This window comes from Sphingomicrobium nitratireducens (assembly GCF_026157035.1).
In the GTDB taxonomy this organism is placed as follows: Bacteria; Pseudomonadota; Alphaproteobacteria; order Sphingomonadales; family Sphingomonadaceae; genus Sphingomicrobium; species Sphingomicrobium nitratireducens.
This window is the reverse complement of sequence record NZ_JANJZA010000001.1, coordinates 455,981-480,134: the sequence shown is the minus strand read 5'-3', so window position 1 is coordinate 480,134 and position 24,154 is coordinate 455,981. Positions and strand designations below refer to the sequence as shown.

Here is a 24,154-nt window from a genome sequence, read left to right as displayed (position 1 = left end):
GTCCCGAAGGAATGTCGATGGCCACCTGGTTCGAACGCGAAGACCAATCCAGCCTTGCTGAGGCCGTGCGCGCGACGCGTCGTCGCTGGCTGGTCACCGGCGCGGCCGGCTTCATCGGCTCGAACCTCGTCGAAAGCCTGCTCCAGCTCGGACAGGACGTGGTCGGCTTCGACAATTTCGCGACCGGCCACCAGCGTAACCTCGACATGGTCGCCGACATCGCCGCGGGCGCGCCCGGAACGCTGTCCTTCATCGAGGGCGACATTCGCGACCGCGAGGCCGTGGCTGCCGCGCTCGACGGGGTCGACCTCGTCCTCCACCAGGCCGCGCTCGGTTCGGTCCCGCGTTCGATCGCAGACCCGCGCACCAGCCACGACGTCAACGTCTCGGGCTTCCTCAACATGCTCGACGAGGCGCGCCTGCGGGGCGTCACCAACTTCGTCTACGCCGCGTCGAGTTCGACCTATGGCGACGAGCCCAACCTGCCCAAGGTCGAGGAGCGGATCGGCAATCCGCTGTCGCCCTACGCCGGTACCAAGCTGTTTAACGAGATCTATGCGGACATCTGGTCGCGCAACTACGGCTTCGGCTCGACCGGTCTTCGCTACTTCAACGTGTTCGGACCGCGCCAGGACCCGGACGGCGCCTATGCTGCGGTCATCCCGAAGTGGATCGACCGGATGATCAGTGGCGACGAGGTGGTCATCAACGGCGACGGCGAGACCAGCCGCGACTTCTGTTTCGTCGACAATGCCGTGCAGGCCAATATCCGCGCCGCGCTTTCCGAAAATGACGGCTCGGCCAAGGTGTTCAACGTCGCGGTCGGCCAGCGCACCAGCCTCAACGAGCTGTTCACGCGCATCCGGACCGAACTTGCCGACTACCAGGTCCATTACGACCGCGAGCCGACCTATGCCGATTTCCGCCAGGGCGACGTGCGTCACTCGTTGGCCGCGATCGACAAGGCGAGGGACGCGCTCGGCTACGCCCCCACCCACACTGTCGGACAAGGCCTCGGCGAGGCGATGCCTTACTATCTCGACTTCAGCCGCAACCGCTAAGCTCTCGACTTTCGAGCGCCCGCCTGTCTATCAGGCGGGCCATGGCTTCGACCCCAAAGCAGATCCAGGCGCAGGAGAAGCTCGCCGGCCTCGTCCTCATCGGCGCCGCCGCGCTCGCGCTGGTCTTCGCCAACACGGGGCTCGCGCACCATTATCACGACCTCCTCGCGTTCAAGTTCGGCCCCAGCTGGCCTCGCTTCGGCCAGTTCAGCGTGGAATACTGGATCGTCGACGGATTGATGGCGATATTCTTCCTGCTCGTCGGGCTGGAAGTGAAGCGCGAGTGGTATGAGGGACGTCTCGCCACGCCCGAGGCGCGCCGCCTGCCGATCATCGCGGCGCTCGGCGGCATGGCGATCCCCGCACTCGTCTACCTGCTCGTCACCGGCTTCTCGCCCCCGCTCCAGTCGGGTTGGGCAATCCCCGCGGCGACCGACATCGCCTTCGCGATCGGCGTGCTCGCCATCCTCGGCCGCTATGCGCCCGCCTCGATCAAGCTGCTGCTGGTCACAATCGCGATCGTCGACGATATCGGCGCGGTAGCGATCATCGCGCTCGTCTATACCGCCGACCTCAACGTCCTCGCGCTGGCCGCCGCGCTCGGCACGACCGCCATCATGGGCACCATGTCGCTCTATGGCGTGCGCAAGCTCACGCCCTTCATGATCGGCTTCGCGATCCTGTGGTTCTTCACCCTCGCCTCGGGGGTCCACGCCACCATCGCGGGCGTGCTCGCCGCGCTCACCATCCCGCTCGGCCGCGGCGAGAAGCGCAGTCCACTCCGCAAGCTCGAACATGACATCCACCCCTGGGTGATGTTCCTCATCGTCCCCGTGTTCGGCTTCGCTGCCGCGGGCGTGCACGTGCCGTCTGACATGGGCGCGATCCTTTCGCCGCTGCCGCTGGGCATCATGCTCGGCCTGTTCGTCGGCAAGCAGCTCGGCATTTTCGGCGCGATCTACGTCGCCATCCGCTTCAAACTCGCCTCGCACCCGCACGGCGCGCGCTGGCGCCAGATCTACGGCGCTGCGATCCTGTGCGGCATTGGCTTCACCATGAGCCTGTTCATCGGAAAGCTCGCCTTCCCGGGCAATCCGGAAGCGGTCGACGCGGCCAAGATCGGCACGCTCGCCGGCTCGCTCCTGTCGGCCCTCGTCGGCTTTATCGTGCTGCGCCTCGGCCATCCGCGCCCGTCGGCCAACGCCGACATCGAAGAGATGCGCGACGTGCTTCACCCCCGTTCCAAGCTCGAAAAGGGCGAAGTGCCCGACTGACAAGGAGACCGCCATGCGACTGTCCGTGATTGCCCTCGCCGCCGCAAGCCTCGCCGCCTGCGCCGCAGAGCCCCCCGCGACGAGCATGGCGCCGCCGGCCCCGACCCTCGACACGATCGCCGAGGCCTATGTGAAGACCAGCCTCGAGATCGGCACCCACGAGGACGGCTATATCGACGCCTATTACGGCCCCGCCGAGTGGCGCGCCGCCGCCGAAGCCGATCCGCGCCCGATCCCCGCACTGAGGGCCGAGGTCGCCAGCCTGCGCGCCGCGCTCGCCGCCATGTCGCCGGTCGACCCGATGGACGCGGCACGGCGTGCGTCGCTCGACGCGAACTTACGCGCCGCCGATGCGCGCATGCAGATGATGGAGGGCACGCGTTTCCCCTTCGACGAGGAAGCCCGCCTCCTCTACGGCGCCGCGCCGCGGGTTCGCGAGCTAGCCGAATTCGATCCCGTCCTCGAACGGCTCGACGCGCTCGTCCCGGGCGAAGGCACGGTCGGGGATCGTGTCTCGGCCTATCTCGGCCGCTTCGTCATTCCCGACGACAAGGTCGAAGCCGCCATCCTCGCCGCGACCGCCGACTGCAAGGCGCGTACCGCACCGCATATCGACATGCCCGAGGGCGAGGCCTTCACCCTCGAACTCGTCCGCGACAAGGTGTGGAGCGGCTACAACTGGTACAAGGGCGACGCGCAGAGCCTCATCCAGGTCAATCTCGACAGCGAGGTGTCGCCGCACCGCGCGGTCACATTGGGCTGTCACGAAGGCTATCCCGGTCACCACCTCTACAACGCGCTGCTCGAACAGGAACTCGCCGACGGCAAGGGCTGGGTCGAATACCAAGTCTACCCGCTTTATTCGCCGCAGTCGCTGATCGCTGAAGGAAGCGCCGACTATGGCGTCAAGCTCGCCTACCCCGGTAACGAGCTGCTGCCGTTCGTGCGCGACACGCTGTTCCCGATCGCCGGGTTCGATCCGGTCGAGGCGGAACGCTACCTCGCGGTCGTCGAGGCGATGGACGGGCTCGAGGAAGCCAACCCGATGATCGGCCGCGCCTATATCGACGGGCACATCACCGCCGCCGAGGCCGAAGCGCTGCAGCGCAAGTACATGCTGCGCTCCGAAGCGCAGGCCAAGCGCACCGTCGCCTTCGCCGACGCCAACCGCGCCTACATCATCAACTATGTGACCGGCGAGCAGCTGGTGAAGCAGTGGATCACCGAGCGCGTCGCCGAGGGCATGAGCGAATGGGACGCGATGGAGCTGTTGCTGACCAACCCGGTCGTCCTCACAAACTAACACGAAAAGGGCCGCGCGCTTCGACAGCGCGCGGCCCCTTCATGATCGATCCGGGCAGCGCCTAGAGCTTCTCGGTCAGCTCCGGCACGATCTTGAACAGGTCACCGACTAGGCCGATGTCCGCGACCTGGAAGATCGGCGCTTCCTCGTCCTTGTTGATCGCAACGATGGTCTTGCTGTCCTTCATCCCCGCGAGGTGCTGGATCGCGCCCGAGATGCCGATGGCGATGTAGACTTCCGGGGCCACGATCTTGCCGGTCTGGCCGACCTGGTAGTCGTTGGGGGCATAGCCCGCATCGACCGCCGCGCGCGACGCGCCGACGGCAGCGCCGAGTTTGTCGGCAAGCGGGTCGAGCAATTTGTGAAAATCCTCGTTCGAACCGAACGCGCGCCCGCCCGAGACGATCACGCCCGCGCTGGTCAGCTCGGGGCGATCGCTCTTGCTGACTTCGGCGCCGACGAAGTCGGACTTGGCGCTGCCCGCGCCCACGTCGATCGCCTCGATCGTGCCCGAACCGCCCTCGGCGGCCGCCTTAGCGAAGCCGGTCGAGCGCACGGTAATGACCTTCTTGGCGTCGTTCGACTTGACCGTCGCGATGGCGTTGCCGGCGTAGATCGGACGCTTGAACGTGTCGGCGCCCTCGACGGCGATGATGTCGGAGACCTGCATCACGTCGAGCTTGGCGGCGACGCGCGGCGCGACGTTCTTGCCCGTCGTGGTGGCGCTCGCCATCAGCACGTCGTGGTGGCCCATCTGCGCGATCAGGATCGGCGCCACGTCTTCGGCCAGCTGGTGTTCGAGATGCGCCGCGTCGGCGACGTGGACCTTGCCCACCCCGTCGATCTTCGTGGCGGCATCGGCTACCGCGCCGACATCCTTGCCCGCGACCAGCAGGTGGACCTCGCCACCCAGTTCCTTGGCGGCGGTGACGGTGGAAAGGGTGGCGTCCTTGATGGCGGCGCCGTCATGTTCGACGAGAACGAGCGTCTTCATCTTAGGCAACTCCCAGGGCTTTGAGTTTCGCGACCAGCTCGTCGACCGAGCCGACCTTGATCCCCGCTTCGCGCTTGGGCGGTTCGGAGACGTTGAGCGTTTCCAGCCGCGGCGCAATGTCGACCCCGACCTCGTCGGGCGTCCTGGTCGCCAGCGGCTTCGACTTGGCCTTCATGATATTGGGCAGCGAGGCGTAGCGCGGCTCGTTCAGGCGAAGGTCGGTGGTGACCACCGCCGGCAAGGCGAGCTTGACTGTCTCGAGACCGCCATCGACCTCGCGCGTCACGCTGACGCTGCCGTCGGCCGGTTCGACCTTGGAGGCGAACGTGCCCTGCGGCCAGTCGAGCAAGGCGGCGAGCATCTGGCCCGTCTGATTGCTGTCGTCGTCGATCGCCTGCTTGCCGAGGATCACCATGTCGGGATTTTCCTCCGCGGCGAGCTTGGCGAGGATCTTGGCGACGCCGAGCGGTTCGACCTCGTCGTCGGTCTGCACCAGGATGGCGCGGTCGGCGCCCATGGCCAGCGCGGTGCGCAGCGTTTCCTGCGCCTTGGCCGGGCCGATCGAGACCGCGACGATCTCGGTGGCGGTGCCCTTCTCCTTGAGGCGGATCGCCTCTTCGACGGCGATTTCATCGAACGGGTTCATCGACATCTTGACGTTGGCGAGGTCGACCCCGCTCCCGTCCATCTTCACCCGGGGCTTCACATTATAGTCGATCACCCGTTTGACGGCGACGAGCAGCTTCATGGGAAACATTCTCCTTGCGGGAGGTGTGGAATTTCATGGGCCATATGGTCGGACGGACAGCGCGCGTCAAATGGGCAAAGTTCCGTAAGGGCACGCTTGCGCAACGAATGAAGCTGTCGCTTAGTTGTCGCCACCATGAGCGTTCATTTCGGCACCGGACGATTCGGCGTCCCCCATTCAGTGGGCGACGTGCTGCGCTGCCTCGAGCAGCTTGCCGCGGAACAGGGCTCGGTTTCGATCAGCGACGTGGTCGACGCGCTCGGCACGCGCACCTACGGTCCGATGCTGATGGTCCCGGCGCTGATGGAGATTACGCCGATCGGCGCGATTCCCGGCGTCCCGACCTTCCTTGCTTTCATCATCGCCATCGTCGCGATCCAGATGCTGGTCGGTTCGCATCGCATCTGGCTACCGAGCGTGATCGAGAAGCGCTCGATCCATTCGGACAAGCTGGACGCCGCCAGCCGCAAGCTCGAACCGCTCGCGTCGAAACTCGACCACTGGTTTCACGGCCGCCTGCGCTGGCTGACCCACGGCTTTCCCGTGCGCATCTCCGCACTGGTCGTGATCGGTCTGTGCGCGACCGTCCCGCCGCTGGAATTCCTGCCGTTCGCCAGCAGCGGCCCGATGCTTGCCATCGCGGCGTTCGGGCTGGCGCTGCTGGTGCGCGACGGCGCGCTCATCCTCGTCGCGATCGCGATCGGGACGAGCGCCGCAGCGCTCGGCATCTATTCGCTGATGGGCAGCGCCGCCTAGGCGGGCTGCTTGACCTCGGCGACGATCTTGCGGGCCGCATCGCCCAAGTCGTCCGCCGCGATGATCGGCAGGCCCGAATTGGCGAGGATGTCCTTGCCCTGCTTGACATTGGTGCCCTCGAGGCGAACGACCAGCGGCACGTCGAGATCGACTTCCTTGGCCGCCGCGACGATGCCTTCGGCGATCGTGTCGCAGCGCATGATCCCGCCGAAAATGTTGACGAGAATGCCCTTCACCGCCGGGTCCGAGAGGATGATCTTGAACGCCGCGGTGACCTTCTCCTTCGAAGCGCCGCCACCGACGTCGAGGAAGTTGGCCGGGAAGGCGCCGTTCAGCTTGATGATGTCCATCGTCGCCATGGCGAGGCCCGCGCCGTTGACCATGCAGCCGATGTCGCCGTCGAGCTTGATGTAGGCGAGGTCGTACTTCGACGCCTCGACTTCCATCGGGTCTTCCTCGGTGAGGTCGCGCAGTTCGGCGATGTCCGGGTGGCGGAACATGGCATTGCCGTCGAAGCCGACCTTGGCGTCGAGGACGAGCAGGTCGTCGCCCGACACGGCCAGCGGGTTGATCTCGATCTGCGAGGCATCGGTACCGAGGAACGCCTTGTAGAGCGCCGTGGTGACCTTGGCCGCCTGCTTGGCGAGGCTGCCGGTGAGGCCGAGCGCCGCAGCGACCGAGCGCCCGTGGTGCGGCATCAGGCCGGTCGCGGGGTCGATCGTGAAGGTGTGGACCTTTTCGGGCGTGTCGTGGGCGACCTGCTCGATGTCCATCCCGCCTTCCGGGCTCGCGACGATGGCGATCCGGCCGGTCGCGCGGTCGACCAGCATGGCGAGGTAGAATTCGCTGTCGATGTCGACGCCGTCGGTGATGTAGAGGCGCTGGACTTCCTTGCCCTCTTCGCCGGTCTGCACGGTCACCAGCGTGTTGCCGAGCATGTCCTTGGAGTGCGCCTCGACTTCCTCGAGGCTCTTGGCGAGGCGGACACCGCCCTTCGACCCTTCGGGCAGTTCCTTGAAATGGCCCTTGCCGCGCCCGCCGGCGTGGATCTGCGCCTTGACCACCCACAGCGGCCCGGGAAGCTTCTTGGCCGCCTCGACGGCTTCCTCGACGCTCATCGCGGCGTGACCGGCGGGCACCGGCGCACCGAACTTCGCGAGCAGTTCCTTGGCCTGATATTCGTGGATGTTCATGGGGCTGTCCTGATGAAAAGATCCTTGGGAAGAGTCGCCGCGCCCTAAAGCATATCGGGCGCGAGGTGAAAAGGCGCTAGGAAGACCGACGTGACGCTTTCGCCCGATTCCCGCTTCGATCCGGCCGACCTGCCCGAACCCGGCGCCGACGGGCGCAAGGTGATCCATGTCGACATGGACGCCTTCTTTGCCAGCGTCGAACAGCGCGACAATCCCGACTTGCGCGGGCGCCCGGTCGCGGTCGGCGGCGGGCATCGCGGCGTGGTCGCGGCGGCGAGTTACGAGGCGCGCGAATATGGCGTGCGCTCGGCCATGCCCTCGGTCACCGCCAGGCGCCGCTGCCCCGACCTCGTGTTCGTCAAGTCGCGCTTCGACGTCTACCGCGCGGTCTCCAGACAGATCCGCGACATCTTCGCCTACCATACCGACCTCGTCGAACCGCTGAGCCTCGACGAGGCCTATCTCGACGTCACCGAGGATCGTCACGGGCTCGGCACCGCCCGGGCCATCGCCGAGGACATTCGCGCGCGTATAAGGGCCGAGACCGGGCTGACCGCGAGCGCGGGCGTGTCCTACTGCAAGTTCGTCGCCAAGCTCGCCTCCGACCAGAACAAGCCTGACGGGCTGTGCGTCATCCCGCCTCATCGCGGCGCCGCCTTCGTCGAGGCGCTGCCGGTCAAGCGCTTCCACGGCATCGGGCCCAAGACCGCCGCGAAGATGGAGACGCTCGGCATCCTCACCGGCGCCGATCTCAAGGCATGGCGCCACGAAGACCTGCGCCGCCAGTTCGGCAGCAGCGCCGACTGGTATTACCGCATCTGCCGAGGCATCGACGAGCGCCCCGTGCGCAGCCACCGCCAGCGCAAGTCGGTCAGCGCCGAGCGCACCTTCGACACCGACCTCACCGACCGCGACGCGCTTCTCGCCGAGTTGGCGCGCGTCACCGACTATGCCTGGGAGCGGATCGAGAAGGCCCAATTCCGCGGCCGTACCGTCACGCTCAAGGTCAAGTTCGCCGACTTCACGCTCATCACCCGCTCGACGAGCTTCGCCGACACGGTCGCCGACAAGCCCCGATTCGCGGCTGCGGGCGTGCGCCTGCTCGACGCGCTGCTGCCTGTGGAAAAGGGCATCAGATTGTTGGGACTCGGCCTCTTTTCGCCTTCCGAGTCGCCCGAGGGAGGGCCCGAACAGCTGGGACTCGCAATCTGAGGCGTTTTTTGTTATAATTCAGCCACAAGCCGTCGCCCTCTCGCGGCGGCATCATCATAGACGGACTGGACGCAACATCTGGAACCCTGGCCGGGGGGTCGCTGTTTGGGGGGCGATACGGCGGGAAGGTTCCTGAAGGCGTCCGAGTTAGGCGAAAGGTTTCTACCATATGGCGAGCAAGGCAGTGAGTTTCGACGTCGGCGACTACGTGGTCTACCCCAAGCACGGCGTCGGAAAAGTGATCGAACTGCAGTCGACCGAGATCGCCGGCATCAGCCTCGACCTCTACGTCCTTCGTTTCGAGAAGGAAAAGATGACCCTGCGCGTTCCGGTCAACAAGGCCGAATCGACGGGCATGCGCAAGCTGTCCTCGGACAAGGCGATGAAGGACGCGATGGAGACCCTCAAGGGCAAGCCCAAGGTCAAGCGCACCATGTGGTCGCGCCGCGCCCAGGAGTATGAAGCGAAGATCAATTCGGGCGACCTCATCCAGATCGCCGAAGTGACCCGCGACCTGTTCCGCGCGGACGACCAGCCCGAGCAGAGCTATTCGGAGCGCCAGATCTTCGAAGCGGCCTCCTCGCGCCTGGCCCGCGAACTCGCGGCGATGGAAAAGACCGACGAGAAGACCGCGCTCAAGAAGATCCTCGAGATCCTCGACAAGGCGGCCAAGATCTGGAACGCGGAAAAGGAAGACGCCTAAGAGCGTCCGGGGGACGATCGGCGCGTTTTCCGACGCCTAAGTCTCCCTTTTCGCTAGCGACATAAAAGGGCGTCGGGAGTGATCCCGGCGCCCTTTTGCTTGCCCCCTTGCCATCGCGCCCCTCGTAGGTGTATTAGGCGATCAATACACATTGAACACCAAGGGGTTGACCATGATCATGAAAACTTTCGCCTCGATGGCCGCACTGATGACCGGCGCGCTGGGCGGCTGCGTCGACATGGGCGGCGACAGCGTCGACATGTCGGTCGGCGCGGCGACCAGCCAGGTCGTGCAGGTCGAAGGCTTCGACCGTCTCGAAGTCGCCGGACCCTACGACGTCACGGTCACGCCCGGCGACGCGCTCGGCCTCACCGCAGATGGGCCCGAGAACGTGATCCGCTTTACCGAGTTCAAGGTCGAGGACGGCAAGCTGACGATCCGGCCGATGAAGAAGGAAGGCGACCGCATCCGCTGGGAGGGCAACGCGGTCGTCAAGATCGCCATCACCGGCGCGATGCTCAAGGCCGCCGGAATCGCCGGTTCGGGCGACATCGACATCGCGCAGGTGTCGGGCGACCGCTTCGACGGCGATATTGCGGGTTCGGGCTCGCTGATGGTGCGCCAGCTCGCGGTCAAGACCGCCGAATTCGACATTGCCGGCTCGGGCGACATGGCGATGGCCGGAACCGCCGACTCGATCGATGTCGATATCGCCGGGTCGGGCAGCTTTGCCGCCAACGAACTCGTGTCGAAGGCCGCGCAGGTCGAGATCGCAGGTTCGGGCGATGTCGCGACCTCGGTCACGGACACTGCGGACATCTCGATCGCGGGCTCGGGCGACGTCGCGATCAGCGGCGGCGCGAAGTGCACCGTGTCCAAGGCCGGGTCCGGCAACGTCGTCTGCAGCTAGGCATGACTTGTTAACCATGATGCGCGATGGTGCGGGCATGAAACGCCCCGCCATCGCCTTCCTTGCCCTCGGCCTCTGCGCGCCCGGCCTCGCTGCCGAACGCAACTACACCGTCACCGGGTTCGACAAGGTTCGCCTCGAGGGTCCGGTGCGCCTCGTCGTGCGCACCGGCACGCCGCCTTACGCCAAGGCCAAGGGGCCGACCGCCGCGCTCGACGGCGTCATCGTCGACGTGCGCAACCGCACGCTCGTCGTTTCCTTGCGCCAGGGAACCGGCCGCGAGGCGAACTCCGCGCCGATCGAGATCGAGGTCGGCACGCACGAGGTCGAACGGGCCTCGGTCAACGGCACGGGCAGCCTGCTCGTCGACGGGGTGGAAGGGCTCGACTTCACGCTCAGCCTCGGGGGCACCGGCTCGGCCGACCTCACCGATATCGACGTCGACAATCTCTCGGTGACGATGGTCGGCGCGGGCATCGTGCGCGCCTCGGGCGAAGCGAAGAAGGCGCGCATGATCCTGCGGGGGATGAGTTCGCTCGAAGCCTCCGCACTCGAAGTCGGCGACCTCACCATGCAGGTCGGCGGCCCCGCCTTCGTCCATGCTTATGCCGAGAACAGCGCCGATCTCGTCATTCGCGGCGCCGCGGACGTCACCCTCGGTGGCAGTCCCGCCTGCAAGATCGATCTCGAGGGATCGGGCCGCCTGACGGGCTGCGCCGACTAGACCAGCGCCAGCGCCGCCAGCTTCATGTAGAGGCGAGGCGGCAATTCATCGAGCCCCGACCCGTCGCCCTCGGTTCCGGGCGCGTTCTTTTCCTCGAGGTAGCGCCAACCCTGGTGCGCGCGCTTGGGGAGCGCGGCGACCATTTCGAGCTTGTCCGAACAGACGATGTCGATGCGCCCGTCCTTGCGGTCGTCGAGCCTGAGGATCGGAGAGCGGGCAATGATGCGATGCTTGACGATCCAGTGGAGCGCGCCCCCCGCGACGACCTCGTCTGCGCGCTTGGGACGCATGCGCGTGACCACCTTCACCTCGCCCCCCGACGCACGGCGGGCGATGCGCTTCTCGAGCGCGGTCAGGCTGGCGCAGCCATAGGCGACCTTAGTAAGATGAACGCACGGCACGCCTTGCTAACTGGCGGCGCACGCGTTGGGTTTCAAGGGGTTAGCGCAATGGTGGCGAGCCCGAGGAAGGCGAAGAAGCCCATCGTGTCGGTGACTGTCGTCACGAACACCGAAGAGGCGACCGCGGGATCGGCCCCGGCCCGTTCGAGCGTCACCGGCACCAGCACGCCCGCGAGCCCGGCGATGACGATGTTGAACAGGATCGCCGCCGCGATCACCCAGCCCATGGTCGCATCGAGCGTAAGCCCCACGCCCAGCCCCAGCAGCACCGCGATGGTCAGCCCGTTCATCAGCGCGACCTTGAATTCGCGCCGCACCGCGCGCCACCGGTTGGACCCGGTCAGCTGGTTGGTGGCGATCGCGCGCACGGTCACCGCCAGCGCCTGCGTCCCTGCATTGCCGCCCAGCGCGGCAACGATCGGCATCAGCGCGGCGAGGATCGCGATGCGCGCGATCGTGTCTTGGAAAAGCGAGATGACGAAGGTCGCGATCAGCGCGGTGCCGAGATTGGCGATCAGCCAGCGCACTCGGTCGCGATAGGCCTCGCGCACCGGCTCGTTGATGTCGCCTTCGCCCGCACCCGAAAGGAGCAGCGCGTCCTCGCTCGCCTCCTCCTCGATGATGTGGACGATGTCGTCGACCGTGATCATCCCGACCAACCGTCCCGACGGGTCGATCACCGCGGCCGAGATAAGCGCGTATTTCTGGAACTTGAGCGCCACTTCCTCCTGGTCCATCTCGACCGGGATCAGCGTCTGTTCCTCCTGCATGATCTCGCGCACCGGCACGTCGCGCTTGGTGCGCAGCAGGCTCGACAGCTTGGTCGTCCCGACCGGGTGATGCTGCGGCCCGACCACGAACACTTCCCAGAAATCGTCGGCCAGCTCCTCGTCCGAGCGCAGATAGTCGATCACCTGGCCGACCTTCCAGTGCTCGGGCACCGCGATAAGGTCGCGCTGCATGATGCGGCCGGCGGTCTCCTCGGGGTAGGACAAGGCTTCCTCGACCGCCACGCGGTCGTCGGGCTCCATTTCCTCGAGGATCGCCTTCTGGTCCTCTTCCTCGAGATCCTCGAGCATGGCGACCGCGTCGTCGGTCTCCATGTCCGCGGTGATGCTCGCCGCGATCGCCGGGTCCATTTCCTCGATGACGAGCTCGCGGACGTGCTCGTTCATCTCGGCATAGACGTCCGCGTCGACCGCATCACCAAGCGCGCTGATCAGGTCGGGGCGGTCCTCGGCGGGCGCCAGTTCGATGAGATCGGCGATGTCGGCGGGATGGAGCGGCTCGACGAGGTCGCGCGCATCGTCAGGGCGGCCTTCCTCGACCGCCTCGAGCACGTCGCGCACATATTCGGGAAGGAGGCGGTCCTCCTCGTCGTGGATGCCGTCTTCCTCGGGAAGGAGCGTGGTCGTTTCGGTCATCGCGCGTCCCCTCCGGTGCCTTGCTCCTCCCTATGCGCAAGCGGGGCGGGGGCGCAACTACAAGCGCACTATTGTATTGCTGCACTAATACACTATGTTGCCTGTCGGACAGACAGGGAGGAAATCGATGATCCGACGTTTTTCGATGCTTGCGTCAGGGCTGGCCATGACTGCCGCCCTCGCGGCGCCCGCTCTCGCAGGGGCAAGCGAGGGCGATCTTCTCATCAGCAACGTGACCGTGATCGACACCGAAACCGGGACGGTCGCAGGCGGGCAGGACGTGCTGATCGACGACGGACGGATCGTGCTCGTCGCGGCTCACGGCGCCGCGGATGCGAAGGCCGACGAGGTCGTCGACGGTACCGGCAAGTATCTGATGCCCGGCCTGTTCGACATGCACGCGCATTCGAACTTCGCGCCGATCCATCGCCAGACGCTGGCGATGATGATCGCCAACGGCGTGACCGCGGTGCGCGAGATGGGAAGCGACTGCGTGAAGCCCGGGGGCATGGGCATGTGCATCGCCGACATGCGTGCCTCGCAGGCGTCGATCGACGCCAACGAGATGCTCGGCCCGCGGATGCTCCAGTTGGCGACCGCCAAGATCGACAGCAACCGTTCCGAGGACGCCGACGCACAGGAAATCGCCTATCGCCCGACCAGTCCCGAGGACGCCCAGGAGACAGTCGACTTCATGATCGCGCGCGGCGCCGACATCCTCAAGACCAGCCAGGAATTCGAACCCGAGACGTTCCGCGCCTTTGCCGCCGCCGCCAACGCGCGCGGCATCCCGTTCGGCGGGCATATCCCGATGATGTTCTCGGTCGCCGACGTCTCGAAGATGGGAATGAAGTCGATCGAGCACGCGCGCGACCTGCCGCTCGATTGCTCCACCGCGGGCGCCCCGTTCCGCGCGCAGATCATGGCGATCATGAAGGGCGAAAGCCAGGAATGGCCCGACCGAAAGGCGGTTCCGGGTGCCGCCGTCGCCGGCTTCGACGAAAAGCTGTGCGCCGAACAGATCGCCGCGATGGTCGAGAACGACGTCTATTACGTTCCCACCCACCTCACCCGCGAGATGGACTATCGCGCCGGCGACAAGGACTATCGCGAGGATCCGCGCCTCGGCTTCATCTCCCCGATGCAGCAGCGCCACTGGAACGGCGACCTCGACCGCACCGCCAACGGGACCGCCGATATCCGCGACGACCTCGAAGCCTTCTTCCTCCTCGGCCTCAAGACGACCAAGCTGGCGCACGATGCCGGGGTCAAGGTGATGGTCGGCACCGACGCCAACGACACGATGGTGTTTCCGGGCTTTTCGATCCACGACGAGCTCGGCCACCTCGTGAAGGCCGGTTTCACGCCGATGGAGGCGCTCCAGGCCGCCACCAGCGTGCCGGCCGGCTATTTCGGGCGGACGGAGGATTTCGGCGGGATCTCGGCGGGCAAGATGTCCGACCTCGTGCTCCTGACCGACGATCCGATCGCCGACATCGGAAATTCCAACCACATCGCGATGGTGATCAAGGGCACGCGCACCTACGACCGCGCCACGCTGGACGCGATCCTCGAGGAGGTCCGCGCCTTCGCCACCGCCCCCGAGGCCGCCGGCGACGCGGAATAATGTCGCCACGGGCGGGCTAGCCACGGCGCGGCCCGCCCCCTAAATGGCGGCGAACCCCATTTTCAGGAGACACGCCCCATGGCCGACGAAACCCTCACTTTCACCCTCTCGACCGGCGGCGACGTCGTCATCAAGCTGCGCCCCGACCTTGCGCCGGGCCATGTCGAGCGCATCACCAGCCTCGCCAAGGACGGATTCTACGACGGGGTCGTCTTCCACCGCGTGATCCCGGGCTTCATGGCGCAGGGCGGCGATCCGACCGGCACCGGCACCGGCGGCAGCGACCTGCCCGACCTCAAGGCCGAATTCTCGAACGAGCCGCACGTGCGTGGCACCTGCTCGATGGCCCGCACCGCGGTGCCCGACAGCGCCAACAGCCAGTTCTTTATCTGCTTCGACGACGCCCGCTTCCTCGACGGCCAGTACACCGTCTGGGGCGAGGTCACCTCGGGCATGGACTATGTCGACCAGCTGCCCAAGGGCGAGCCGGTCCCCAACCCGGGCAAGATCGTCAAGGCGACCGTCGCCTAGTCGTTCGCGGCTTTCGATACGGCGAGGCGCATCGGTTGCGCCTCGCCATAGGTCAGCGAGCGCCACACCCATTCGAGCGGCCCGAAGCGGTAGCGCGCCAGCCACCAGCGCGAGAACAGGATCTGCGCGAAGAAGATGGCCAGCGTAATCGGCACGACCGCAACGAACGGAACCTTGCCCATCAGCCCCGCGCCCCATCCGAGAAACAGGACGGAATTGAGCACCGACTGGGTGATGTAGTTGGTCAGCGCCATCCGCCCCGCAGGCGCGAACAGCGTGAGAAGCCCGTTCTTCCCGGCGCTCCACGCAAGTCCCGCGAGCGAGGCATAGGCCAGCGTCAGCGCGGGCGTTCCGAACCCGTAGCCGACAGCGCCGAGGAATTCGCCGGTCGCGGTCCGATCGAAGATCCACCCCAGCGTGATCGCGCTCGACAGCGCTGCCATCGGCAGCCCGACGACCAGACCCCAGCGCGCGACCTTCTTCATGAGCGGTCGGAAGGCCTCGAGATTGGACGGGATCGCGTGACGCCCGATCCAAAGGCCGACCAGGAACAGGCCGAGCACCTTGGTATAGCGCATCTGGTAGAGCAGGTCGGTGTAGCGCAGTAGCAGCTCCGGGATGTGCGCGCGCAGCCCCTCGCCGAAAGTCGCGGTCGTGTAGAACTGGTACGGCCCTCCGCCGTTCATCGGCGCACCGACAGCCGCCCCGACCTCGCGGATCGTCGGCATGAAGGCGGTCCATGGAAACCATTCGGTGAGGATCATGAATGCCGACCAGGCGATCGTGAACAGCCACAACCCCGCCGCCCAGACCAGCAGCGTGCGGTCCGACGCATTGCGGAACAGCAGCAGCGGGAACCCCAGCAGCGCGTAGAGTGCGACGATGTCGCCCATCCACAAGAGCAAGAGGTGGGCAAGCCCGATCAGCAGCAGGATGAACAGGCGGCGCATGTAGCGCGCGACCCCCTCGCCGCGTTCGCCCAGCCGCTTGATCTGGAGCGCGAACCCGATCCCGAACAGGAGCGAGAAGAGCCCGTAGAACTTGCCCACAACGAGCCAGTCGAGAAGGAAGTCGAAGACCCGATTGGCGCCGCCCATCGGCAGCGCGGCCCTCTGTGCCTCATCCATGAAGAACCAGCCGCTGAACACCGCCATGTTGGCGATCAGGATTCCGCACAGCGCCAGCCCGCGAAGCCCGTCGAGAAAGAGGATGCGCTTGGCCGCATCGATCGGCCCGGCAGGCCGGTGGACGGTGTCGTTCATGAATGAGCTCCCCAGTTGCCCCGAACGCCCCTTAACATGGATCAACGCGTCTGTCGCGCCATCGACTTTCGACCGCGCGCAACTCCCCATCGACGATCCGCGTTGCTATCAGCGACACATGACCAGCCCCGTCACCCTCGTCACCGGCGCCTCGGCCGGACTCGGCGTCGAGTTCGCCCGCCGCTATGCCGCGCGCGGCGACCGCCTCGTCCTCGTCGCGCGCCGCGCCGACCGCCTCGAAGCGCTCGCTGCCGAACTCCCCAATGCGCGCTGGTTCGCGCTCGACCTGTCGCAGCCCGGCGCCGTCGACACGCTGATGGCCGACCTGGAGGGCGAGGGCGAACATGTCGAGACGCTGATCAACAATGCGGGCTTCGGCGTGATCGGCAAGCTCGCGCACGCCGACCGCAGGCGCCAACGCGAGATGGTCGACCTCAATTGCGGCGCGCTGGTCGAACTCGCCCAGGCGGTGCTTCCGGGCATGATCGAACGCCAGTCAGGCGGCATCATGAACATCGCCTCGACTGCCGCCTTCCAGCCGGGCCCCGGCATGGCCGTCTATTTCGCCACCAAGGCCTTCGTCCTCTCTTTCTCCGAAGCGCTCCACGAGGAAGCCAGACCGCACGGCGTCCACGTCAGCGCGCTGTGCCCGGGCCCGACGTCGACCGAGTTCGGCGACGTCGCTGGATACAAGGGCAACAAGGGCGTCGAAACGTTCAAGATGGAGGCCGCCCCGGTGGTCGACGCCGGCATCAAGGGGCTCGACGCCAACAAGGCGGTGGTGGTGCCGGGCGCAATGAACAAGGCGACCGCGGCGCTCTCGAGCCTTCTGCCTAGCAGCCTCACCCGCAAGATCGTCGCCCGCGCGAAATATTGAGCGGTCGCACAATTCGCACTTGCACAAAGAATGTTGCGGTGCGATAACGATCCTGCCTGCAAAGGCATCCTCTCCTGAAGGGCCCGGCGCTCCCCCGCGCCGGGCCCTCTCTTTTATCTCGCGCCGTCCACCCCATCTGGGGACGAACGAACCCTTTTGCGCGGCCCGCCGTTCAAGGACTGGGCGTAGCGAGAGACGAGAGGACTGCATGGCGGACGTCGAGACGAAGAACAGGGTCCAGGTCGCAAGCCTTCCCCCGGGTGACAGCGGGCGCGGCATTGCCCGCCTCTCCGCCGCCTTGATGAAGGAATTGAAGCTTGCCGAGGGCGACGTCGTCGAGATTCGCGGCAAGCGCATGACCCCGGCGCGCGCGCTCGCCCCCTATCCCGACGATACCGGGCTCGACATTATCCGCATCGACGGGCTGCTGCGCTCCAACGCGGGGGTCGGCGCGGGCGATTTCGTGACCGTCGCCAAGGCCTCCTCCAAGCCCGCCAAGCGCGTCGTCTTCGCCCCCGCCCAGCGCAACGTGCGCCTCGCCGGCTCGTCGGAAGCGCTCCAGCGCAGCTTCGCCGGCCGCCCGCTGACCGAAGGCGATCTGGTCGCCACTACCGCCCAGCAGCGCATCAACACCGACATGCCCGAGGCGCTGCGCCAGATGCTTGCCGCCCCCGCCTTCGCGCTCCAGGAAATCCGTCTCAAGGTCGTCGAGACCCAGCCCGAGGGCATCGTCCATATCGATGCCGACACCGAGGTCGCGCTGCTGCCCGACAGCGAAGTGCCCGCGGGCGAGCGCCGCCGCGACGTCACCTATGACGACCTGGGCGGCATGACGGGTACGATCGACGCGCTGCGCGAGATGGTCGAGCTGCCGCTGCGCCATCCCGAACTGTTCCAGCGCCTCGGCGTCGACCCGCCCAAGGGCGTGCTTCTCCACGGCCCGCCCGGCACCGGCAAGACCATGCTCGCGCGCGCGGTAGCCAACGAAAGCGATGCGAAATTCTTTCACATCGCGGGACCCGAGATCATGGGCTCGGCCTATGGCGAATCCGAAAAGAAGCTGCGCGGCCTGTTCGAACAGGCCGCCAAGGAGGCGCCCTCGATCATCTTCATCGACGAGATCGATTCGATCGCCCCCAAGCGCGACCGCGTGTCGGGCGAAGCCGAAAAGCGGCTCGTGGCCCAGCTCCTGACCCTGATGGACGGCCTCGAGCCTCGCCAGAACACGGTCGTCATCGCCGCCACCAACCGGCCCGACGCGATCGATCCCGCGCTGCGCCGCCCAGGCCGCTTCGACCGCGAAATCGTGGTCGGCGTTCCCGACGAGGCCGGGCGCCGCGAGGTGCTCGGCATCCACACGCGTGGCATGCCGCTGGCCGAGGATGTCGATCTCGACGCGCTCGCGCGCCGCACCTACGGTTTCGTCGGGGCCGACATTGCCGCCCTGACCCGCGAGGCCGCGCTCGAGACGGTGCGCCGCATCATGCCCAAGCTGACCTTCGGCGACACGGGCATCCCGGCCGACGTCCTCGAAAGCCTGTCGGTAACCAGCGACGATTTCTCCGAGGCCCTCAAGCGCGTCCAGCCTTCGGCGATGCGCGAGGTGATGGTGCAGATGCCGCGCATCGGCTGGGAGGATATCGGCGGGCTCGACAAGGCGCGCGACAAGTTGCGCGAAGGGATCGAGCTTCCCCTCAAGCATCCCGACGCCTTCAAGCGGCTCGGCATCCGCCCGGCAAAGGGCTTCCTCCTTTACGGGCCGCCGGGCACGGGCAAGACCCTGCTCGCCAAGGCTGCGGCGCGCGAGAGCGAGGCCAATTTCATCGCGACCAAGTCGTCCGACCTCCTGTCCAAATGGTATGGCGAGAGCGAGCAGCAGATCGCGCGCCTGTTCGCCCGCGCACGCCAGGTCGCGCCCACCGTCATCTTCATCGACGAACTCGACAGCCTCGTCCCTGCCCGGGGCGGCGGGCTGGGCGAGCCGCAGGTTACCGAGCGCGTGGTCAACACGATCCTCTCGGAGATGGACGGGCTCGAGGAGCTCAACAACGTCGTCCTGATCGGCGCGACCAACAGGCCCAACCTGATCGACCCCGCATTGCTCCGCCCGGGCCGCTTCGACGAATTGGTCTATGTCGGCCCGCCCGACACGGCGGGGCGCCGCCGCATCCTCGCTATCCACACCGAGAAGATGCCGCTTGCCAAGGACGTCGATCTCGAGGCGCTCGCACAGCGCACCGAGCGCTTCACCGGCGCCGATCTGGAGGACCTGGTGCGCCGCGCCGGCCTCACCGCGCTCCATCGCGGCGCCAAGGAGCCCCGGGTCACGATGGCCGATTTCGAGGAGGCGCTGAAGGAAACCCGCGCCTCGGTGACGGAGCAGATGCTCGAGGAATACGAGCAGATTCAGGACACGCTCAAGGCCGATGCCTTGAAGCCCAAGGGCGGGATCGGGTTCGTGCTGCCCGGAATGCTCGACCCCGAAGGCCGCGCCGACAAGGGCAAGAAGGAAGACTAGAGCCGGGTGCGGTAGAGGAGCGGCGGCAGCGCGAGCAGGACCGCGCAGGCCAGGAATGGCAGGTGCATCTCCCAGCCGTAGAAAAGCAGGCCCAGCGTCGGCGCGAACACGAACGCGAACCCGTTGACCGAGGTGATCAGCCCCGCCACCGCGCCCTGTTCGACGAGCGGCACTGCAAGGCTGGCCCCCGCGGTGAAGCCGGGCCGCGTCAGCCCGAAACCAAGGCAGGCAAGCCCGTAGGCGAGCACCAGCGCGTGGAGGCTGGCCGAGAACATCAGCGCGAGCGTACCCACCATCGCGACCGCCGAGCCCCACAGCACCAGTTGTCGCGGGCTCCAGCCGCTGCGCGGAATGATCCCCCACTGCGCGACCAGCGTCGCCGCCGCACCCGCCATCAGCACCAGCCCGACCTGCTCCTCGGCGCCGACCGGGGCGAGGTCGAGGCGATCGATCGTATAGAAACCCACGACCGTGATCAGCGCCGCGAGCGCGTTGTTGGTGATCGCGCCTGCCACGATCCAGTCGCGAATGCGCGGGTCGTTCCACTTGAGGTGCGCCGTGCTCGGCAGGCTCGTCGCCGCCTTGACGCTGGCTCCCGTCGGGCTGGCGGAGGGGTAGCCCATCGCCGCCGCGCGCGCCGCGCGGACGCGGTCGCGGTCGTCGGGCAATTGCATCGCGACCGCCGCGAGCACCACGATCCCCGCCGCCGCGAACACGAACAGCGGTCCGGTCAGGCCGAAGAAGGGCATCACGAACAGGGGCGCGAGCGCGGGGCCGATCACCGTGCCCAGGCCGAAGCTTGCCGACAGGTTGCTGAGCGCGCCGGTTCGCGCGCCGCGCCGCGTGCGCGCCGCGAGATAGGCCTGCGTTCCCGCCGGAGTCGCGCATCCCAGCAAGCCGTAGAGCAGGCGCACGCACGCGAAGGCGACCATCGTCGCGGCCGCCCCCAGCCAGCCGTTGAGCCCCAACCACAGCGCGATTCCGCACAGCAGCGTCGAGACCACGAAGCCCGTCAGCCCGACGAGAATCAGCGACTTTCTCCCGTGATGGTCCGACCGCCGCGCCCAGATCGGCGCGAACACCACCCAGGCCAGCGCCGACGTGGTGAAGGCGAGACCGATCCACAGGTCGGCGATGCCAAGCGATCGCCCGATCGAAGGGATCACCGATTGCAGCGCGGTGTTGCCCGTGGCGGTCACCAGCATGGCGACGAACAGCAGCAGGAACTGGCGGCTCGTGAGGGCCGAGCCGGCCACCTTGCCGAAGGGCGTGCGCATCGTCATGTCCGCCTGATGTGGCGTGGCGCAGGCGCGGTCAACGCCCTTTCCCTCGCTTGTGCGAGGCGCGGCGATCTGCCACCACGTCGCGATTACCTTTCGAGGATGCGTAGCCGCCTATGTCCCAGCGCCCCGCTTTGCCCAAGTGGCACTTCCTGCGCGGTTTCCTGAAGCACCCCCGCATGGTCGGCTCGGTGATCCCGTCGAGCGACCGGCTGATCGCCAGGATGCTCGCGCCGGTCGACTGGGCCAACGTGCGCCTGTTCGTCGAATACGGCCCCGGGGTAGGCACCTTCACCCGGCCCATCCTCGACCGCCTCGGCGCCGATGCCGCGCTCGTCGCGATCGACACCAATCCCGATTTCGTCGCCTTCCTGTCGCAGACCATCGACGACCCGCGCTTTCACGCGGTTCACGGGTCGGCAGCCGACGTCTCCTCGATCATCGCGGAGCGTGGTTTCGACGCGGCCGACTACGTCGTCTCGGGCCTGCCCTTCTCGACCCTTCCCGACGGGGTCGGCGCGGAAATCGGCGCGGCGACCGCGGGCGTGATCCGCGACGGGGGCGCCTTTCTCGTCTACCAGTTCAGCCCCAAGGTCCTCGACTATATCGCCCCGCATTTCGAGCGGATCGAGCGGGGATTCGAATGGGTCAATGTCCCCCCCGCGACGCTGTTCTGGGCGTGGCGCGACCGCCAAGGCCAGGTGCGCGCGGCCTGATCCCTATTCGCCGGTGAGCGGGAAGTTGAGGCGCCGCGACACGGTGTAGTCCATCGTCGTCACGAGCCAGCGCGACACCCGCCACTTGATCCGCCGCCACAAGGTCGCGCGTTCGTTGTGAATCTTGCAGGTGATCTCGTTGCTCGCGTTCATCTCGCAGCGCGCGAAGTCGTGCATCGCCTTGGCGAACGCCTCGTCCTCGATCCGGAGCATCAGCTCGAGATTGATGTAGAGGCTGCGGAAATCGAAGTTCGACGAGCCGATATAGGCCGCGTCGTCGACCACGATCAGCTTCATGTGCAGCCGGCACTTGCAGAATTCGAACATCTTCACGCCGCGCCGGAGCAGCCGCGTGTAGGTGTAGCGCGCCGCCGCGATGGTCGCGTTGTTGTCGGACTTGGCCGCCGTCAGCACCGCCGCTTCGCCGCCCCGCGCCGCGATGTCACCGATCCGCCGCAGCATCGAGCTCGAAGGCGAGAAATAGGCCGCCACCATGTGGAGCCGTTTCGCCGCCGACAGATCCTTGACGATCGAGGCGAGCATCGGGCTGATGCGCGGCCGAGGCCCCCCGAACAGCCAGCGCAAGCGCCCTTCCGTCTGGCTGAACTCGCAGATGAGGTTCATCAGCGCGGTGGTGCTCTGCCGCTTGTCCTTGGTCCACTTGTCGAGCGCGTCGAAATAGTCCGCCGCGTGCGCCACCGTCGGCCCGTCGATGTGCAGCCACAGGTCGCGCCAGCACGTCTCCTTGCCGTCCGAGAGATAGTCGTGCGCCAGGTTCGCGCCGCCGATCAGGGCGCGCTGCGTATCGGCGATGGCGAGCTTCTGGTGGTTGCGGATGAAATAGCGGCGCCCGAAGCGCGGATGGAAGACGCAGCTGTCGCCCCCGGCTTCGTTGATCGGGTCGAAGAAGTCCTTGGGCGCATTGTTCGAGCCGAAATCGTCGACGATCATCTGGACCCGGACCCCGCGCCCGGCGGCACGCGCCAGCGCGTCGCGCACGCGAACGCCTTCCTCGTCGTCCTCGAAGAGGTAGAAGAGCAGGCGGACGCTCTCCTCGGCGTCATCAATCAGCTTGACGATCGCATCGACGCGGTCCGCGCCTGCCGGGATCAGGCGCAGCGCGTTGCCCTCGACCTCCGCTTCGACCGGGGTCGCCTTGTTCTCGTGCTCGATGGTACGCTGTTCCTGTGCGTCGGCCATGTGCGCTACCCTTGGGGCGCGAAGGCCGCGCTGGCAAGCCGTGATGATTGACTCTTCGCCCTCGCGTCCCTATTTCGCCCGTTCCTCGAAGAACTTGTTTCTGAAGCTGAAAGCGGAGCGACCATGGCGCGCGTGACTGTCGAAGATTGTGTCGACAAGGTTTCCAATCGTTTTGACCTCGTCCTTCTGGCGGCGCAGCGTGCGCGTCAGATCTCGGGCGGTGCCGACCTCACCATCGATCGCGACCGCGACAAGAACCCGGTCGTCGCGCTGCGCGAGATCGCCGAAACGACGGTCAAGCCCAAGCATCTCGAGGAAGCGGTCATCTCCAATCTCCAGCGCGTCCAGGTCGACGACGACGACGAGATCGATGAACTGGCCGGCCTGTCGGAAAGCGCCGAAGCGCTGCGCCTGACCGCAGCCGCGCCGCCGCGCCCGACGCCGAGCGCGGCCGACAAGTAAGGCTTCGCCTATACGATTCGAAAGAGGCGGCTCGCAGGGGCCGCCTTTTTTGTGCCTAGAGCTTGGCGTCCGACGCCTGGTGGCGCCGGAGCGTTGCGCCCGTACGCCGGTCGATCCACATGAGATCGGACAAGGCCAGTTCGCGCCCGTCCTCGGCGCGAAGCCGCAGCGTCTTGACCGGTTTTCCCGTCTGCTGGTCGGCAAGCTGGATGTCGGACGGGCCGTGGCACCATTCCTCGCCCCACTGGCGCAACGCCACCACCACCGGCAGCAACGCCTCGCCCTTGTCGGTCAGCGAGTAGATCTTCTTGCGCCCGTCGGCCGGATCGGAGGCGCGCGCGAGGATCCCGCCATCGACCATCTTCGAGAGGCGGTCGGACAGGATGTTGCGGGCGATGCCGAGGCCCGCCTGGAACTGTTCGAAATGCTGGAGGCCGTTCAACGCCCCGCGCAGGATGAGGAACGCCCACTTCTCCCCGATCAGCTCGATCGCCTCGGGGAGGGGACAACGAAGCGCTGCAGCCCGGAACGCTTCGATATCGGGTTCAATACCGCTCAAGACTCGACACTTTCCTTCCCTCTCTGGGGGTTAGCCATAGACCCCCCCGGGACAAAAGAATAGTTGCGTATTGAAATCTATCTGATAGGTAAGTTTCCGAATGCAACCTTATCAGGGAGTTCCTTCCATGCGCTTCGTTCCCGTCCTCGTCGCCGCCGCCGCCTTCGCCGCCCCCGCGCTCGCCGCCGCCCCCTCGATGACCGCCACGCCGGCCGCCGCGCAGCAGGGCCGCATCCTCACGAACGGTGCCGCCTGGGCCTGCGTCGGCGCCACCTGCACCGCCTCGTCGGCCGCCAGCCGCCCGGCCATCCTGTGCGAGCGCCTCGCCAAGGAAGTCGGCACGCTCGAGGCCTTCGCGGTCGACGGCAAGGCGTTCGACGACAAGGCGCTCGCCCGCTGCAACGCCAAGGCGAGCTAGG

At 66.7% G+C, this 24,154-nt stretch carries 24 protein-coding genes; 15 read left to right on the top strand and 9 right to left on the bottom strand.

What is annotated here, in order from left to right; all coding sequences use genetic code 11:
- Nucleotides 1-17 precede the first annotated feature (17 nt).
- From NNY25_RS02390 to NNY25_RS02380, 3 genes are read left to right on the top strand one after another with little or no spacing between them, the layout of a single operon-like run.
- Nucleotides 18-1,061: an SDR family oxidoreductase gene (locus tag NNY25_RS02390; RefSeq protein ID WP_265569759.1), complete on the top strand. Its 1,044-nt coding sequence runs from the start codon at nucleotides 18-20 to the stop codon at nucleotides 1,059-1,061.
- A 41-nt stretch (nucleotides 1,062-1,102) separates the two neighbouring features.
- Nucleotides 1,103-2,335: a Na+/H+ antiporter NhaA gene (nhaA, locus tag NNY25_RS02385; protein WP_265569758.1), complete on the top strand. Its 1,233-nt coding sequence runs from the start codon at nucleotides 1,103-1,105 to the stop codon at nucleotides 2,333-2,335.
- A gap of 13 nt (nucleotides 2,336-2,348) precedes the next feature.
- On the top strand, nucleotides 2,349-3,638 hold the full coding sequence (locus NNY25_RS02380; protein WP_265569757.1) for a hypothetical protein: 1,290 nt from the start codon (nucleotides 2,349-2,351) through the stop codon (nucleotides 3,636-3,638).
- A 61-nt stretch (nucleotides 3,639-3,699) separates the two neighbouring features.
- On the opposite strand, the gene NNY25_RS02375 is transcribed toward NNY25_RS02380, so the two are convergent.
- Together NNY25_RS02375 and NNY25_RS02370 are read right to left on the bottom strand one after the other, a co-directional pair.
- The gene (locus tag NNY25_RS02375; protein ID WP_265569756.1) at nucleotides 3,700-4,632 is read right to left on the bottom strand and encodes an electron transfer flavoprotein subunit alpha/FixB family protein; all 933 of its coding nucleotides are present in this window, start codon (nucleotides 4,630-4,632) and stop codon (nucleotides 3,700-3,702) included.
- Nucleotide 4,633: 1 nt separating this feature from the next.
- Nucleotides 4,634-5,380: an electron transfer flavoprotein subunit beta/FixA family protein gene (locus tag NNY25_RS02370; RefSeq protein ID WP_265569755.1), complete on the bottom strand. Its 747-nt coding sequence runs from the start codon at nucleotides 5,378-5,380 to the stop codon at nucleotides 4,634-4,636.
- A 135-nt stretch (nucleotides 5,381-5,515) separates the two neighbouring features.
- Between NNY25_RS02370 and NNY25_RS02365 the strand changes: the two genes are divergently transcribed.
- Nucleotides 5,516-6,136 carry an exopolysaccharide biosynthesis protein gene (locus NNY25_RS02365; RefSeq protein ID WP_265569754.1) on the top strand — a complete coding sequence of 207 codons (621 nt, stop codon included), beginning with the start codon at nucleotides 5,516-5,518 and terminating at the stop codon, nucleotides 6,134-6,136.
- Here the strand turns inward: NNY25_RS02365 and sucC are convergent.
- Entirely contained in the window at nucleotides 6,133-7,329 is a 1,197-nt protein-coding gene (gene sucC / locus NNY25_RS02360) for an ADP-forming succinate--CoA ligase subunit beta (protein ID WP_265569753.1), read from the bottom strand. The two genes, NNY25_RS02365 and sucC, sit on opposite strands and share 4 nt — an antisense overlap.
- Nucleotides 7,330-7,458: 129 nt before the next feature.
- Here sucC and dinB point away from each other — a divergent pair, with 129 nt between their 5' ends.
- The 4 genes from dinB (at nucleotide 7,459) to NNY25_RS02340 (ending at nucleotide 10,878) form a co-directional block, all read left to right on the top strand.
- Complete coding sequence (gene dinB, locus NNY25_RS02355) at nucleotides 7,459-8,541, top strand: DNA polymerase IV (RefSeq protein WP_265571439.1); 1,083 nt, start codon at nucleotides 7,459-7,461, stop codon at nucleotides 8,539-8,541.
- A gap of 169 nt (nucleotides 8,542-8,710) precedes the next feature.
- Nucleotides 8,711-9,244, top strand: coding sequence for a CarD family transcriptional regulator (locus tag NNY25_RS02350; RefSeq protein WP_265569752.1), 534 nt, complete (start codon nucleotides 8,711-8,713; stop codon nucleotides 9,242-9,244).
- 172 nt (nucleotides 9,245-9,416) lie between these two features.
- Entirely contained in the window at nucleotides 9,417-10,154 is a 738-nt protein-coding gene (locus NNY25_RS02345) for a head GIN domain-containing protein (RefSeq protein ID WP_265569751.1), read from the top strand.
- 37 nt (nucleotides 10,155-10,191) lie between these two features.
- Complete coding sequence (locus NNY25_RS02340) at nucleotides 10,192-10,878, top strand: head GIN domain-containing protein (protein ID WP_265569750.1); 687 nt, start codon at nucleotides 10,192-10,194, stop codon at nucleotides 10,876-10,878.
- On the opposite strand, the gene NNY25_RS02335 is transcribed toward NNY25_RS02340, so the two are convergent.
- Together NNY25_RS02335 and mgtE are read right to left on the bottom strand one after the other, a co-directional pair.
- Complete coding sequence (locus tag NNY25_RS02335; RefSeq protein WP_265569749.1) at nucleotides 10,875-11,279, bottom strand: DUF1489 family protein; 405 nt, start codon at nucleotides 11,277-11,279, stop codon at nucleotides 10,875-10,877. The two genes, NNY25_RS02340 and NNY25_RS02335, sit on opposite strands and share 4 nt — an antisense overlap.
- Nucleotides 11,280-11,311: 32 nt before the next feature.
- Entirely contained in the window at nucleotides 11,312-12,703 is a 1,392-nt protein-coding gene (gene mgtE, locus NNY25_RS02330; protein ID WP_265569748.1) for a magnesium transporter, read from the bottom strand.
- 166 nt (nucleotides 12,704-12,869) lie between these two features.
- Between mgtE and NNY25_RS02325 the strand changes: the two genes are divergently transcribed.
- Both NNY25_RS02325 and NNY25_RS02320 read left to right on the top strand, forming a co-directional pair.
- Nucleotides 12,870-14,330, top strand: a complete 1,461-nt coding sequence (locus NNY25_RS02325; RefSeq protein ID WP_265569747.1) for an amidohydrolase family protein — start codon at nucleotides 12,870-12,872, stop codon at nucleotides 14,328-14,330.
- Between the two features lie 78 nt (nucleotides 14,331-14,408).
- The gene (locus tag NNY25_RS02320; RefSeq protein ID WP_265569746.1) at nucleotides 14,409-14,861 is read left to right on the top strand and encodes a peptidylprolyl isomerase; all 453 of its coding nucleotides are present in this window, start codon (nucleotides 14,409-14,411) and stop codon (nucleotides 14,859-14,861) included.
- Here NNY25_RS02320 and NNY25_RS02315 read toward each other — a convergent pair.
- The gene (locus NNY25_RS02315; protein WP_265569745.1) at nucleotides 14,858-16,123 is read right to left on the bottom strand and encodes a DUF418 domain-containing protein; all 1,266 of its coding nucleotides are present in this window, start codon (nucleotides 16,121-16,123) and stop codon (nucleotides 14,858-14,860) included. The genes NNY25_RS02320 and NNY25_RS02315 overlap by 4 nt on opposite strands.
- Before the next feature lie 118 nt (nucleotides 16,124-16,241).
- Between NNY25_RS02315 and NNY25_RS02310 the strand changes: the two genes are divergently transcribed.
- Both NNY25_RS02310 and NNY25_RS02305 read left to right on the top strand, forming a co-directional pair.
- A complete protein-coding gene (locus NNY25_RS02310; RefSeq protein ID WP_265569744.1) occupies nucleotides 16,242-17,000 on the top strand; it encodes an SDR family NAD(P)-dependent oxidoreductase in 759 nt (252 codons plus the stop codon).
- Nucleotides 17,001-17,208: 208 nt separating this feature from the next.
- Nucleotides 17,209-19,518, top strand: coding sequence for a CDC48 family AAA ATPase (locus tag NNY25_RS02305; RefSeq protein ID WP_265569743.1), 2,310 nt, complete (start codon nucleotides 17,209-17,211; stop codon nucleotides 19,516-19,518).
- Here NNY25_RS02305 and NNY25_RS02300 read toward each other — a convergent pair.
- Nucleotides 19,515-20,801, bottom strand: coding sequence for an MFS transporter (locus NNY25_RS02300; RefSeq protein ID WP_265569742.1), 1,287 nt, complete (start codon nucleotides 20,799-20,801; stop codon nucleotides 19,515-19,517). The genes NNY25_RS02305 and NNY25_RS02300 overlap by 4 nt on opposite strands.
- 113 nt (nucleotides 20,802-20,914) lie before the next feature.
- Between NNY25_RS02300 and NNY25_RS02295 the strand changes: the two genes are divergently transcribed.
- Nucleotides 20,915-21,514, top strand: coding sequence for a class I SAM-dependent methyltransferase (locus tag NNY25_RS02295; RefSeq protein WP_265569741.1), 600 nt, complete (start codon nucleotides 20,915-20,917; stop codon nucleotides 21,512-21,514).
- Nucleotides 21,515-21,517: 3 nt separating this feature from the next.
- Here the strand turns inward: NNY25_RS02295 and NNY25_RS02290 are convergent, their stop codons facing one another.
- Nucleotides 21,518-22,714 (bottom strand): phospholipase D-like domain-containing protein, encoded by a 1,197-nt coding sequence (locus NNY25_RS02290; RefSeq protein WP_265569740.1) that lies wholly within the window; start codon nucleotides 22,712-22,714, stop codon nucleotides 21,518-21,520.
- 123 nt (nucleotides 22,715-22,837) lie between these two features.
- Here NNY25_RS02290 and rpoZ point away from each other — a divergent pair, with 123 nt between their 5' ends.
- A complete protein-coding gene (rpoZ, locus tag NNY25_RS02285) occupies nucleotides 22,838-23,176 on the top strand; it encodes a DNA-directed RNA polymerase subunit omega (RefSeq protein WP_265569739.1) in 339 nt (112 codons plus the stop codon).
- Nucleotides 23,177-23,231: 55 nt separating this feature from the next.
- Here rpoZ and NNY25_RS02280 read toward each other — a convergent pair whose 3' ends face one another.
- Entirely contained in the window at nucleotides 23,232-23,735 is a 504-nt protein-coding gene (locus tag NNY25_RS02280) for a winged helix-turn-helix transcriptional regulator (RefSeq protein ID WP_265569738.1), read from the bottom strand.
- A 127-nt stretch (nucleotides 23,736-23,862) separates the two neighbouring features.
- Between NNY25_RS02280 and NNY25_RS02275 the strand changes: the two genes are divergently transcribed.
- Complete coding sequence (locus NNY25_RS02275) at nucleotides 23,863-24,153, top strand: CC_3452 family protein (protein WP_265569737.1); 291 nt, start codon at nucleotides 23,863-23,865, stop codon at nucleotides 24,151-24,153.
- Nucleotide 24,154: the final 1 nt, after the last annotated feature.